Genomic DNA, 12678 nt, shown 5'->3' on the forward strand with positions numbered 1-12678 from the left:
GTCATTTCTCCTCAGACGAACCAGGCTGAGCGAGGCTGCGAAGGTCCCGAAGCAGATAGTTGTTTCGGTTCGTCATCGCAAGCGAGTACCGCCAGCCGCGACCGATCCTCGTTGGACGTAGGGCAGCCAGGGGCTCCGTTGGCGAATCAAAGATCGTCAATGCTGCATCACCTTTCCAGACAGGGCTGGCCTGTACGTTTTCACCCTGGAGCCGCACAAGTTCGTAGACAGCCGGCTGATCGTGCTGCCCCTCGAACATCGATGGGAAGTGTCGAAGGGCAACGATTGGCCGGCTCCCAAACGTGACCGCCGACGTGTCCGCAGGGCCAGAGAGCTTCACGTGTCCTTCCGCCAAACGCCTATCCTTGACTGCAACCGTACCAGCAAAGGTCGCACCAGGCTCGAGCCTCGGAGAAGCAATAGAAGGTACGCCCATTGAACGCGTGATCCACACCGAGCCGATCTTCTTGGGATAGCCCAGAGCCCAGCCGCGCGCGAGCGACGTATCCTGGTCAACCACGATGTAAGGGCAATACTGCATGAGCTTACCCTCATGCTGGACGCTCACGAGCACGATGCACTCACGGTACTGGGCCCGAATGGGATCCAGCAATTCGCCCCCAGTGTTAGTACAAGCTTGCCAATCGACAAAGGAGACCGTCATCAGCCCACGTTCGTCAGGGTGAAGACTCAGACCAGGCGGCAGCAGCGCCTCAACGGCGGAGGGTTCCGCCCAGCACTCGATCGTAATGAAGTCGGCCGCGTAATGCCACGGTGGATTGGGGGCAATACTGGCTCTCCCGTCATGGGAAAAAGGCCCCATGAAGCCCTGAGCTGCGGTGAAATGGGTCATATGAACTCCTGTTTTGAAAAATGAGCGAATATCCCGGCGCTTGCGCAGCGTCCGGGGACGGGCTGAATTGGTTGCATGTGGGGTGCATGCCGTCAGTCCCCCATGACCACGCCCTCGCGGCGCGGATCGGCTCCGCCGAAATAGCCGCCCGGCACCCGTTGGATCGCCTGCAGACCGCTTGTCATGTTCATCTCCCGGACCTCGTGACCCCGGGCCTTGAGTGCCTCGTCGGTGGCTACCGGGAAGCGCTTTTCTTCGAGCAGCGTGGGACCGTTGGCCGATCCGAAGTTGGGCAGGTTGATTGCTTGCTGCGCGTTCAAGCCCCAGTGCAGAGTGCCCCACAAGGTCTTGGCCGTGAAATGAATAATCAACGCGCCACCGGGGCTGCCGCCGCTCATGACCAATTGGCCGGTGGTTTTGTCGAATACCAGTGTGGGTGACATGGACGAACGCGGGCGCTTGCCCGGTTGCACGCGGTTGGCGAAAGCGTTGCCCTTGGCGTCACGCGGTGCGAAGCTGAAGTCGGTCAATTCGTTGTTGAGCAGGAAACCCTTGACCATCTGCCGCGCACCGAAGACGTCCTCGATGGTGGTGGTCATGGCCACAGCACGTCCCTGGGCATCGACAATGCTGATGTGACTCGTGCCGTACTCTGGCTGATCGGGCATAGGGGCGAAGCTGGTCTGCGTGCCTCCCGGGTGGCCGGGCTGGGCAACCTTCATAGACTGGTTGCCAATGAGCCGCGCACGATCGGCCAGGTAGTCTGGCGACAGCAGGCTCATCCACGAACCTGCGGGCGGGGCCACGAAATCGGGATCGGCTACATACAGTGCTCGGTCGGCGAACGCCAGCCTGGCGGCTTCGGTATAGAAGTGAAGCCAATCGGCGGTGGGTAGGCCGTCTTGCCCCAGGGGAAGCGCGGCACCCGCTGTGTTCTGCAGTATGCCCAGCATCTGGCCGATGGCGATGGCGCCCGAACTGGGCGGTGGGAATCCGCAAATCCGGTACACCTTCTGCGGTAGCACGGCGTGGTCGCGGCACAGCGGTTCGCGCTTGCGCGACTGGTAGCCGGATAGGTCGGCCCGGGTCATCCGGCCGGGGTTGGACGGATGGGAGCGTACCTTGTCCACGATAGCCTGGGCCACGGGGCCTTCGAGCAGTGCCTTGGAACCCCCTGCCGCGATGTCCCGAAGCACCTGGGCCAGCTCTGGGTTCTTCAGGACGTGCCCCACTGGCCAGGGCTGGCCGCTGCCGTCGTAGAAGTAGGCGGCTGCAACTGGGTCTTTCTTGAGGTGCGGTTCAGCCGCCAGCAGCATGTTCAGCCGGGCGCTGACCTTGAAGCCTTGTTCGGCCAAGGTGATGGCTGGCTGGAAAAGACTGGCCCAGGGCAGCTTACCGTGCTGCCGGTGGGCCAGTTCCAGCATGCGCACGGTGCCTGGCACACCCACCGAGCGTCCGCCCACGACGCCTTCAATGAAAGCCATGGGCGTTCCGTCTGGTTTGAGGAATAGGCTTTCGTCGGCAGCAGCAGGGGCGGTCTCGCGGCCGTCATAGGCCTCGACTGACTTGCCATCGAAATGCATGAGAAACGCGCCGCCGCCGATGCCGCTGGACTGTGGTTCCACTAGCGTGAGAACCATTTGCACGGCGATGGCCGCGTCCACAGCGCTGCCACCGGCCTTGAGGACCTGGAATCCAGCGTCGGTGGCCAATGGGTTAGCCGCCGCGACGGCGAACTTAGCTGTTTGCCAGCCGGGTTTTTCCGTGTAGCCGGACGAGCCCTCTGGCTGCGTGGGCACGCTGTAGTTAAGCGAGGGTACGGTGGTGCCGCAGCCGGCCAGCAAGACGGCCGCGAGCAAAGCGCTCAGTTCAATTTGGGAAATCCGCATAGTGTTCCGTTCTTGTTTATGCAAGCCGATCTAGCCAGCCACGCGTGTCAGAGGCACGCCCCAATTGAATGTCCGTCAGTGCAGATTTCAGTCGCTCTGTGATGGGACCTGGGCCCCCATCACCGATGACGAAGCGATGTTTGCGTCCCTTGACCTCTCCAATTGGCGCTACCACTGCTGCCGTGCCGCAAGCGAAAGACTCCAGCAGTCGGCCACTCTTGGCATCGTCTTGCCACTGGTCAATGGAGTAAGGCTCTTCACGAACAATCAGTCCCATGTCGCGGGCCAATGTGATCAGCGATTCGCGGGTGATGCCCGCCAGGATCGTGTCGCTCAAAGGAGGCGTCTGGATCGATCCATCGGCGAACACGAAGAAGACATTCATCCCACCGAGCTCTTCGATCCAACGGCGCTCCACAGTGTCAAGGAAAATCACCTGGTCACATTGCTCGCGGATTGCCTCGGCCTGCGCCGCTAGACCGGCCGCATAGTTGCCGCCGCATTTGGCGTCCCCCGTTCCACCAGGCGCGGCGCGCGTGAAGTTGTCCGACACCCAAAGCGTCACTGCGGCAGCTCCACGTCTGAAATAGGGCCCAACTGGCGATGCCACGACGCAGTAGAGATAGTCGGCCGACGCCCTGACCCCGAGAACGGATTCGGTTGCGATCATGAATGGCCGCAGGTACAGCGCGAAGCCTTCGGTAGAAGGAATCCAAGCGTTATCCACTCGCACCAGTGCACGCACCGATTCAATGAACATCTCCTCGGGCAACGGCGGCATAGCAAGGCGGGCGGCCGAACGGCGAAAACGGCGCGCATTCTCTTCGGGACGGAACAGCCCCGTTCCACCTCCATCCAGGCGATAGGCTTTCATGCCTTCGTAGATCTCTTGCGCGTAATGAAACACTAGCGCTGCCGGGTCGAGGCTCAATGCCTGGCGAGGGCCGATTTTTGCGTCATGCCAGCCTTGATTCTTGGAGTATTTGATGGTGACCATGTGGTCGGTGAAAACCTGGCCAAACACTGGGTCTTGAAGCAGTGCCTGCCGCTGATCCGCACCCACTGGGAATAGATGACTTTCCACAGGAAAGCGCAGCGATGAACTTGACGTCACTCTTCAACTCCTTGATTCGGGGTGCATCATCATGAAAAACAGAATTGCAATATTAGGCCAATCTTTATAGAATTTGATTGCGCTTATGCCCACTAAGAATTCAATTTCGGCATGCAGTAGCTTGTTTTTTATAAAATACAGAATCCAATGCCATGCAAAACAACATCGTCAAAGATCTAGATGCGATTGACCGCCGAATACTCCAGGCTCTTCAAGAAGATGGGCGCATCCAAAACGTGGATCTAGCGGAGAAGATAGGACTGTCGCCGTCTCCGTGCTTACGTCGAGTCAAGCTCCTTGAAGAGTGCGGAGCCATCGAGCGGTATGTCGCTCTCTTGAACCCGTCAAAACTCGGCATCGGATTGACTGTCTTTGTCCGCATCTGGCTAACAAGCCAGGATGCGCGAACCATCGATGGATTTACGGCTGAAGTTCAGCGGTTCCCTGAGATCGTTGAATGCCATCTCATGGCGGGTGACTGTGACTTCTTGCTTCGCGTTGTTGCGGCTGACCTCGACGCCTACAGACGCTTCCAAGGTGAGCATCTGACGCGCATAAAAGGAGTTCAAAGTGTCAAGACCGAGATCCCCATGCAAAAGATCAAGCTAACGTCTCAACTCCCACTTTGAACAGGATTTCACTGCCACGGACAGCGGGCCAATTGCTGAGAAGCCGCCTGAGATCTCTTCGTAGCCGGTGAGCGATACGCCATCGGGTGTGGCGGCGCTCTCCTACGGAGCGACACGCTCTCAATTCGGCAGGGTTACATAATTGCGTAAACGTGGTGCGTGGACACTGACGAAACCCCACCGACGCTCGCAGCGGACCAACCCTGACTGCTTCAGCGTGTTGAGCGCCATGTTGACTCGCTGGCGCGATAGTCCGCACATCAAGGCCAACTGATGCTGCGAAATCGAAATCTCTTGCGCATCGCTAGCTTGACCATCGGCGAGCATCATGAGTGTTCTCGCCACGCGCATCTCCGGCCCGAGCAGTCGGGAGGCCTCCAGCATCCCGACAAAAATGCCCATGCGGGCATTCATGATCTCGCAGAGAAATTGATTGAACTCGATTGACGAGTTACGCAATAGCTCGAATGTCTTCAATGGAATCGTGCACAGCCTGACCGGGGTAAGGGCACGCAGGTCATACCGGCGGGGCTCTCCTTTCAGTAGGGATCCTTCACCGCCCCACTCGCCTTCTCTCAAGCAATACAGCGTAGTCTCAGACCCGCGGGTGCCGATCACATACATCTGCAGGAAACCTTGCATGAGTCCATACCAATCCGCGCAAGGGGCTCCCGCGCGGGCGATGTACTCTCCCGCGTCGGCAACGCGTTCGGTCGCCGTCTGTATGACCAGCGAACGCAATTCGGGAGTCAGTGCGTGATACCACGGCCATCGCTCTACGAAGGAAAGCACCGACGTCTGCGCTAGGTGGCCCGCTGTTCCCATGTTCATACTCCTTTCCCGTGTTGTGCCGCCGGTCGCCTAGCGGTGCGCACCCAAAAACCGATGACTCGCAGGTGTCTCGCTTCCTTGCCCAGCGAAAAAATTGACCTGTCGCGTTGCCACCGGTTGTGGAGAATCGCCTGCGCAGCCTGCCCATGGCACTCGCTCTTCCGAATCACGTCACTCGCGAAGAAGGGGGATCCCGCCACCAGGATGCGCGCATGCGCATCGCGAGGGTCCAGATCAGCACATGCGTAAAGCATCGCAATAGCCTCAATACAGCCGTGGCGCCATGTCGTCGACCAGCCTCCAGACTGCGCCTCTGATAAGAGTGCAGGCGCTCCGGTGGAACTTCGGCAGGCCCCTTTCTCCCTGTTCTTCAGCAATTCCGCGAAGAGAATGGGCACTGCCCGTATCTCCAGCCTCTCGCACAGGGACGCAAGCTTGCGCCGATGCAGGTACGAGAACGGCGATACGAGGCCAAAGAACCACAGAGCCTGTTCCATGCCGGTGCTCATTGAAAGCGGTTGAGAAATCTAGGTCATCGTCGATTTTTGTCGCGTGAATCGTGCGCGGGTGCAGATCGACCGATCTGCTGTTGGATGGATCGCGACGCGCTCCACGCTACCTGCCCCTGTTCGGCGTCACGGGCGCAGCGCGGCGAATCTCGCTGCAGCCTCCTGCAACTGCTCCATCGAGTTGGCCGTCGAGAAACGAACGAACCTCGCCGACTCGGCCGTGCCGAAATCGCGTCCGGGCGAGATCGCAACGTGGGCCCGCTTCATGGCCTCGAACGCAAAGTCCCAGCTGTTCGAAACGTTCCAGGCATCGAACCACGACGAGCAATCCGCCCATGCGTAGAACGCGCCATCGGGCACCACCGGAACCTTGAACCCGATCTTCTCCAGTTCCGGGATGAACCAGTCGCGGCGCGCCTTGAACTGAGCCCGTCGGAGCTCGTACTCGGCGATGCTGTCGGGCTCGAAGCAAGCCAGTGCGGCATGCTGGGCGACGGTACTGGGGCAGAGGAAGAAGTTCTGCGCTAAACGCTCAATCACCGGGATCAGGGGTTCTGGCGCCACCACCCAGCCCAAGCGCCACCCTGTCATGCAGAAGTACTTAGAGAAACTGTTGATGCTGATCACGTTCTCGTCTATGGCCAGGCCGGTCTGACAGAATGCATCGTCGTGGCTCAGCCCGAGGTAGATTTCGTCGAGCAGCGTGACCCCCCCCTTGGCCTGGACGCAGGCATGGATGCGGCGCAGTTCTTCAGGATGGATGGACGTTCCCGTGGGGTTGGACGGCGAGGCGAGCAGCACACCACGCGTTTTCTCGCCCCAATGGGCCTCGACCTTTTCCGCGCTCAGCTGATACCGCTCGGCTGCCGTGGTGGGCACCATGACGGGCTGGCCTTCTGCGGCAATCACGAAGTGCCGGTTGCACGGATAGCTCGGGTCGGGCATCAGGACTTCATCGCCAGCCTCGATCAAGGCTTGGCAAACGAGTTGCAGCGCGGCCGAGGCGCCTGCGGTCACCGCGATCCGGCGTACTGGGACGTTCACGCCGAAACGCTGCCTGTACCAGTCGCTGATGCGCTCGCGCAAAGGCTCCAACCCGATAGCCGGTGTGTACTGCGTCGTGCCATTCCGCACCGCGCTCACGGCGGCCTCCTGCACCAGAGGCGGGGCAGTGAAGTCCGGCTCGCCAATGGTCAGGTAGACCATGGGCTTGTCGCCATGGGCGACCTCACGAGCCAACTGCGAAGCGGCCTTGGCCACCTCCATCACATAGAACGGCTCGATGCGCTCAGCGCGCTTGGAAATTCTCATGGCTTGGCCTCAATCAAAATGCACTGGAGAAGGACCGAGGCGCTGTGCATCGCCCTCAGCCCTCCAATTGGTCAACGACCGCTGTAGGTGTAGAAGCCCTGGCCAGTCTTGCGCCCCAGGCGGCCAGCATCCACCATCTCCTTGAGCAGGGGTGCAGGTCGGTACTTCGGATCGCCAAATCCCTCATGGAACACTTGCATCACTGCTAGCATCGTGTCCAGACCGATCAGATCGCTCAATGCCAAAGGCCCAATCGGATGATTGCAGCCGAGCTTCATCCCGACGTCGATCTCCTCAGCCCTGGCGAGCCCTTCCTGCAGGACGTAGATGGCCTCATTGATCATCGGGCAGAGAATGCGGTTCACTACGTACCCGGGACTGTTCTTGACAGTGATCGCGCTCTTGCCGATCGCCCGTGCAAAGGCCAACGCCTGTTCGTGTGCCAGATCCGAGGTTTGCAACCCGCGAATCAACTCCAGCAGTTCCATCACAGGAACTGGGTTGAAGAAGTGCATGCCGATGCAACGATCCGGCCGGTTCAGGACGGCAGCCAGCTGCGTGATGGAAATAGACGAGGTATTGGTCGCAATCACTACATCGTCGCTGGCCACTGCCTCGATGTCACGGAGGATGCGCAGCTTGATGTCGAGCCTTTCGGTAGCCGCCTCTATCACCAGGCCAGCACCGCGCAGATCCTGATAGGAGACCGTCGGATGGATCCTGGCAAGCGCCAAATCCTTGTCCTCAGCGCGCAGCTTTTCTTTCTTTACCAGCCGGTCCAGGCTGGCAGCAATGGTCGAGATACCGCGTCCGAGTGCCTCTTCGGAGACGTCGAGCATCGTGACGTCGAGTCCGGCAAGCGCGCACACCTGTGCAATGCCGTTGCCCATGGTTCCGGCGCCAATCACGCCAACGTGCTGTCTGTTCATGATGAATTCGGAGAAGTAAGAATCATCAGTGTCCAGCTAACCAGCCCTTAGAGCCATTGGCAAATATGACACATTCAATGCTATATCCGTCACAGGAAACGTGATTCCAAGAATTCACGGCTCCGGTGGTACAGCTCGATCCGGTTCAATTCCAACACCATCGAGTGCGTACCGCGCGCAAGCACTTCCAGCCGTTTGTAGGGCGCCTGCTCCAGCTTGGAAAACAATTCCTGCGCCATGTACACCGGCGTATCCACGTCCCATTCGCCCAGCAGCAATTGCGTAGGCACGCGAATGCGCTCGGGCTCATAAGTAGGCCGGCCGGCAGCCCACAACTCCATCAAATCGGCAATCACGCCGTTCGGCGCCAGTACCGCCTGGCTTGCGTCCCCGGGCTTGCCTTGAATGCTGGACAGCGCGTTCCACCAGCTGTCGAATTCCGCTTGAGGCATCAATTGCTCTGCCACGGAGGCAGAAAGGCCGCGCACCCAGCGCTGGCGCGCCTCTGCCTTGCTGATGACTCGAAAGTCGCTCAGGTGGGCACCAGGGGCCAACGAAGGCGGGAGGCCCGCCATGGCCCATCGCATCATGGTCATGCCAGGCGTATTGCGGATCAGCCACAGCGGGGCAAACAAGACCAGATGCCTCACCGCCCCGTTGTTCGCCGCGGTGAAGCCACCTGCAAGCGCCGTGCCCCAAGACCAACCAATCAAATTGACACGGGCATTGCCGCTTCGGGCACGCACGAAGTCCACCACCGCAGCAAGATCGAACTGCGCCTCCGAGGTACGCGCGTAGGGCCCCCCATGCTCCGGATATGTCCTGGGCATGCTCGGGTGCAGTGAGTGCCCATAGCCACGCACGTCGAACAGGTACGCATCGAAGCCATGCGCGGCAAGATAGTCAAGCCAGGAGCCACTCTCAAACGCAGCATGATCGAAAACAACGCTGCCCGGGTAGGTTGCGCCATGCACGAACAGCACCACCTTGTCTGGATCCGGCGCGCCCTCCCCCGCCAGACGTTTGTTGCGCACATGGAGATCTATGCCGGGTGTTGCGCTGGCGATCCGATGGTCGGTGGCTACGATCATCAGCTTTGCGGTACCTGTTCAAGCACATACGAACCAGGTGCAGCTTGCAGCGCGGGCCAAGCCTCGCTTCCCGGCTGTGCGGGCGCAGGAGCCAGCTTGCCGCCAGTCTTAGCGACCCAGTTGCACCATTCGGGCCACCAACTGCCTTGGCGCTTCTGGGCACCAGCTTGCCACGCTTGCGGGTCGGTGGTTTTCGGGCCGTTGACCCAGTAGCTCTTGCGCGATCTGGCCGGATGGTTGATGACCGTTCCCGACACGTGGCCGCCTTCGGTCAGCAGGAATTCACACGGCCCGCCCACCATGTCGAGCGTGAGCAGCGTGGTCTGCCACGGCACGATGTGGTCCTCGGTGGCGGAAACCACGCAGCACGGCATGTTGATGTTGCCCACATCCACCTTGCGCCCGCGCAGGCTCAGCGCGCACGGTTCGCGCAGCCGGTTGTGCAGGTACATGTTCTCGACGTAGTACTGGTACAGGTCGCCCGGAACGTTGGCGGTGTCGCTGTTCCAGTACAGCACGTCGAATGGCGGAATCTTCTCGCCCAGCAGGTAGTTGTTAACCCAAAAGTGCCAGATCGAATCGTTGGCGTGGAGCATGGCCATGGCCTTGGCCAGGTCCTGCCCGGGCATCACGCCCTTCCTGCGCACGCGCGGCTCGAAGGAAGCGATCTGCGGTGCGTCAACGAAGATACCGATGTCGCCGTGGTCGGAGTAGTCAACCAGCGTGGTGAGGAAGGTGGCCGAAGCCACTCGCTTCTTCTCCTCGGGCGTCATCACCGCCAGCGCCGACACCGACAGCGCGCCACCGATGCACCAGGCCAGCAGATTCAGGCGCGCCGCCCCGGCGATCTCGCAGGACATTTCTACCGCCTTGTGCACGCCGTCGTAGACATAGTCGTCCCAGCTCTGGCCCGACCCGCCCGGGTGCGGGTTGCGCCACGACATCACGAATACGTTGTGCCCCTGCTCCAGCAGGTACTTGACGAAGGACTTCTGCTCATTCAGGTCGAAGGCGTAGAACTTGTTGACGCAGGGCGGCACAATCAGGATCGGCGACGTATGCACCTTGTCGGCCAGCGGCTGGTACTGAATGAGCTGGAAGATCTCGTTCTGGAACACCACCGCGCCAACGGTGGTGGCCAAATTGCCGCCCACAGTGAAGGCCTGCGTGTCGCTGGAAGCCGGCAGCGCGTTGCGCTGCATGTCGGCCAGCAGGCGGGTGACGCCGGCCAGCACGCTCTGGCCCTGAGTTTCCGCCGCCTTTACGAGCGCCTGCGGGTTGGTCAGGAAGAAATTGGACGGCGACAGCGCATCGAGCGCGTACTGCACATAGAAGTCCCACACCTGCTTCTGGTGCGGCGGCAGCGCCTCACCCAGGTGGCCGATCTGTTGCACTGTCTGACTGGTCGCCTGGTACCAGTGCAGCAGCAACTGGCCATAGGGGGTACCGGTCCAGGCCGGATCCTTGAAGCGAGGGTCATCAGCCAGCGGATTGGGGGCCGAAGCTCCGGCGGCGGATGCCGTCCAGCTATCGAACAGGCGTTGCAGGCTTTCGGGAGTCATGGTGCTTGTCTCAGGATGTTGCGTTGTGGAGCGGACACCTCACGCCAGGTCGGTCAGCGGATGCGGCGACTGGATGCGCGGATCGCGCGCCCACTGCGTCAGCTGCGCCGCCAACCGATCAACCATGTTGTGCGCCAGCGCGTTCAGGGTGCCCGACGAATTCAACGTGACACGGCCAAAGCACCGCCCGCACGCGGTGGGAATTTCCTCGAAGCGGACGCTCATGCGTTGCGCCACTGCGGCGCGCGCTTGCCGAGGAAGGCGTTGACGCCTTCGCGCTGATCCTGAGTGTCGAACAGGTCGACGAAGGCCTCACGCTCGGCCGCCAGCGTCGAACTGGGCGACTGGGTGCGTGCGCCGTGGATCAGCTTCTTGCAAGCCGCGACGCTGGTCGGGCTCTGCCGCTCCACCGACTTGGCCATCACCAGCGCGCGCTCCAGCCCTTGGCCGCGTGGCACCACTTCCTGCACCAGCCCGATGCGCAGTGCAGTGGCGGAGTCAACGCGCTCACCGCACAGGATCAAGCGCTTGGCCCAGGCCTCGCCCACCTGCCAGGAAAGCCACTGCGAGCCGCCTGCAGCGGGCAGCAGGCCCACCGCAGCCTCAGGCAGCGCCATCTGGGCATGCTCCTCAGCAATGCGCAGGTCGCAGGCCAGCGCGCACTCCAGTCCGCCCCCCATCGCGAAACCATTGATGGCAGCCACGCTCAGCCCCCGAAAACCCGCGAGCGCCTCAAAGGCCTCGCCGAAGCGGCGTGCCATCGCACGCGCCATCGCCTTGTCCCCGTCTGCGAAAAGCTTGAGTTCTGCACCTGCAGAGAAGAACTTCTCTCCCGCGCCGATGAGCACCAGGCTGTAGATCTCGCGGTCGGCATTCAAATCAGCCACGAGTCGAGTCAGCGCTGCCAGGCTTTCCAACGTCCAGGTATGGGCAGGTGGGTTATCGAGCGTGACCAGTGCGATGTGGTCACGCTTTTCGAGTTTGAGTCCAGAGTAGTCAGTCATTTCTATGTCCATTCCATACGATCTCGGTTCCGGCACCGCGCGTCAGCCATGCTTTTGCAGCAGCTTGATCACGCTGGAGAAGTCTTCCCCGCCATGCCCGGCGATGCTGTGCGCCGCATAGATCGCACGCGCCAGGCCGCCCAGCGGGGTGCTGGCCTTGGTGGTCATGGCGTTTTCCTGGGCCAGACCCAGGTCCTTGAGCATCAGGTCGGAGCCGAAGCCGCCTGCGTAGCCCTTGCTGGCCGGGGCGTTCTCGTGCACGCCGGGGAAGGGGTTGTACTTTTCGAGCGCCCAGTTGCCGCCCGAACTGCGGCGCATGATTTCGCTCAGCCCCTTGGGGTCCAGCCCGTTGGCCACGCCCAGGGCGATGGCCTCGCTGGTGCCTACCATCAGGATGCCCAGCAGCATGTTGTTGCAGATCTTGGCGGTCTGGCCCGCGCCCACGCTGCCAGCGTGGAAGATGTTGGCGCTCATTTTTTCGAGCAGGGGCGGCGCGTTCCAGGTGAGCATCGCTGCCGCCCACCATGAAGGTGAGGGTGCCCGCGATGGCACCGTCGGTGCAGTCCGAGACGGGCGCATCGATGAAGGCGATGCCCGCGGCCTCGGCGGCCTTGGCCACCTTCTGGCTGGTGGCGGCGGCGATCGTGGAACTGTCGATCACCAGCGCACCCTTGGCAATGGAGGCCAGCAGGCCCGGGCCATTGCCGTTGCCCAGAAACAGGCCTTCCACATGCTGGCTGGCGGGCAGCATGGTCACAATGGCCTCGGCGCCCTGCACGGCGTCCTGCGCGCTCGCAGCCACGGCCACGCCCTCGGCCTGCAGCTTGGCGCAGGCATCCTTGTTCAGGTCGAACGCGGTGACGGAGTAGCCTGCCTTTTGCAGGTTTACGGCCATGGGGCCACCCATGTTGCCTAGGCCGATGAAGGCGACTTTCATTTGTATCTCCTGGGAGTGC

At 61.3% G+C, this 12678-nt stretch carries 12 protein-coding genes and 1 pseudogene; 1 reads left to right on the forward strand and 12 read right to left on the reverse strand.

Annotated elements, in window-relative coordinates; genetic code table 11:
* Window position 1: 1 nt before the first annotated feature.
* The 3 genes from PMI14_RS08370 to PMI14_RS08380 all read right to left on the reverse strand — a co-directional run bounded on the left by PMI14_RS08370 (window position 2) and on the right by PMI14_RS08380 (window position 3856).
* The gene (locus tag PMI14_RS08370; RefSeq protein ID WP_035202881.1) at window positions 2-853 is read right to left on the reverse strand and encodes an acetoacetate decarboxylase family protein; all 852 of its coding nucleotides are present in this window, start codon (window positions 851-853) and stop codon (window positions 2-4) included.
* A 92-nt stretch (window positions 854-945) separates the two neighbouring features.
* The gene (locus PMI14_RS08375) at window positions 946-2742 is read right to left on the reverse strand and encodes a gamma-glutamyltransferase family protein (protein ID WP_007852694.1); all 1797 of its coding nucleotides are present in this window, start codon (window positions 2740-2742) and stop codon (window positions 946-948) included.
* A gap of 16 nt (window positions 2743-2758) precedes the next feature.
* On the reverse strand, window positions 2759-3856 hold the full coding sequence (locus PMI14_RS08380) for a branched-chain amino acid aminotransferase (RefSeq protein ID WP_081497294.1): 1098 nt from the start codon (window positions 3854-3856) through the stop codon (window positions 2759-2761).
* A gap of 152 nt (window positions 3857-4008) precedes the next feature.
* Between PMI14_RS08380 and PMI14_RS08385 the strand changes: the two genes are divergently transcribed.
* Window positions 4009-4485 carry an Lrp/AsnC family transcriptional regulator gene (locus PMI14_RS08385; RefSeq protein WP_035202886.1) on the forward strand — a complete coding sequence of 159 codons (477 nt, stop codon included), beginning with the start codon at window positions 4009-4011 and terminating at the stop codon, window positions 4483-4485.
* A gap of 120 nt (window positions 4486-4605) precedes the next feature.
* On the opposite strand, the gene PMI14_RS08390 is transcribed toward PMI14_RS08385, so the two are convergent.
* The 9 genes and pseudogenes from PMI14_RS08390 to mmsB form a co-directional block, all read right to left on the reverse strand.
* Window positions 4606-5310: a Crp/Fnr family transcriptional regulator gene (locus PMI14_RS08390; protein WP_007852699.1), complete on the reverse strand. Its 705-nt coding sequence runs from the start codon at window positions 5308-5310 to the stop codon at window positions 4606-4608.
* Between the two features lie 2 nt (window positions 5311-5312).
* Window positions 5313-5813, reverse strand: coding sequence for a hypothetical protein (locus tag PMI14_RS08395; protein WP_146187950.1), 501 nt, complete (start codon window positions 5811-5813; stop codon window positions 5313-5315).
* Between the two features lie 138 nt (window positions 5814-5951).
* A complete protein-coding gene (locus PMI14_RS08400; protein ID WP_007852701.1) occupies window positions 5952-7136 on the reverse strand; it encodes a pyridoxal phosphate-dependent aminotransferase in 1185 nt (394 codons plus the stop codon).
* A gap of 71 nt (window positions 7137-7207) precedes the next feature.
* Window positions 7208-8065 (reverse strand): 3-hydroxybutyryl-CoA dehydrogenase, encoded by an 858-nt coding sequence (locus PMI14_RS08405; RefSeq protein ID WP_007852704.1) that lies wholly within the window; start codon window positions 8063-8065, stop codon window positions 7208-7210.
* An 89-nt stretch (window positions 8066-8154) separates the two neighbouring features.
* On the reverse strand, window positions 8155-9156 hold the full coding sequence (locus tag PMI14_RS08410; RefSeq protein ID WP_007852706.1) for an alpha/beta hydrolase: 1002 nt from the start codon (window positions 9154-9156) through the stop codon (window positions 8155-8157).
* Window positions 9156-10718: an alpha/beta hydrolase gene (locus tag PMI14_RS08415; protein ID WP_007852708.1), complete on the reverse strand. Its 1563-nt coding sequence runs from the start codon at window positions 10716-10718 to the stop codon at window positions 9156-9158. The genes PMI14_RS08410 and PMI14_RS08415 overlap by 1 nt, the downstream gene beginning before the upstream one ends.
* A 39-nt stretch (window positions 10719-10757) precedes the next feature.
* The gene (locus tag PMI14_RS34795; protein WP_007852710.1) at window positions 10758-10943 is read right to left on the reverse strand and encodes an enoyl-CoA hydratase/isomerase family protein; all 186 of its coding nucleotides are present in this window, start codon (window positions 10941-10943) and stop codon (window positions 10758-10760) included.
* Window positions 10940-11722, reverse strand: coding sequence for an enoyl-CoA hydratase (locus PMI14_RS08420; protein WP_035202891.1), 783 nt, complete (start codon window positions 11720-11722; stop codon window positions 10940-10942). Before PMI14_RS08420 ends, PMI14_RS34795 begins: the two co-directional genes overlap by 4 nt.
* A gap of 42 nt (window positions 11723-11764) precedes the next feature.
* Window positions 11765-12659: pseudogene (mmsB, locus tag PMI14_RS08425) on the reverse strand (3-hydroxyisobutyrate dehydrogenase).
* Window positions 12660-12678: the final 19 nt, after the last annotated feature.

The organism is Acidovorax sp. CF316, from assembly GCF_000276605.1.
GTDB lineage: Bacteria > Pseudomonadota > Gammaproteobacteria > Burkholderiales > Burkholderiaceae_C > Acidovorax.

Bases quoted from the DNA above. Each gene is read 5' to 3' on its own strand.
- PMI14_RS08370 (WP_035202881.1), bottom strand. From the start codon at position 853: ATGACCCATTTCACCGCAGCTCAGGGCTTCATGGGGCCTTTTTCCCAT.
- PMI14_RS08375 (WP_007852694.1), bottom strand. From the start codon at position 2,742: ATGCGGATTTCCCAAATTGAACTGAGCGCTTTGCTCGCGGCCGTCTTG.
- PMI14_RS08385 (WP_035202886.1), top strand. From the start codon at position 4,009: ATGCAAAACAACATCGTCAAAGATCTAGATGCGATTGACCGCCGAATA.
- PMI14_RS08390 (WP_007852699.1), bottom strand. From the start codon at position 5,310: ATGGGAACAGCGGGCCACCTAGCGCAGACGTCGGTGCTTTCCTTCGTA.
- PMI14_RS08395 (WP_146187950.1), bottom strand. From the start codon at position 5,813: ATGGAACAGGCTCTGTGGTTCTTTGGCCTCGTATCGCCGTTCTCGTAC.
- PMI14_RS08400 (WP_007852701.1), bottom strand. From the start codon at position 7,136: ATGAGAATTTCCAAGCGCGCTGAGCGCATCGAGCCGTTCTATGTGATG.
- PMI14_RS08405 (WP_007852704.1), bottom strand. From the start codon at position 8,065: ATGAACAGACAGCACGTTGGCGTGATTGGCGCCGGAACCATGGGCAAC.
- PMI14_RS08410 (WP_007852706.1), bottom strand. From the start codon at position 9,156: ATGATCGTAGCCACCGACCATCGGATCGCCAGCGCAACACCCGGCATA.
- PMI14_RS08415 (WP_007852708.1), bottom strand. From the start codon at position 10,718: ATGACTCCCGAAAGCCTGCAACGCCTGTTCGATAGCTGGACGGCATCC.
- PMI14_RS34795 (WP_007852710.1), bottom strand. From the start codon at position 10,943: ATGAGCGTCCGCTTCGAGGAAATTCCCACCGCGTGCGGGCGGTGCTTT.
- PMI14_RS08420 (WP_035202891.1), bottom strand. From the start codon at position 11,722: ATGACTGACTACTCTGGACTCAAACTCGAAAAGCGTGACCACATCGCA.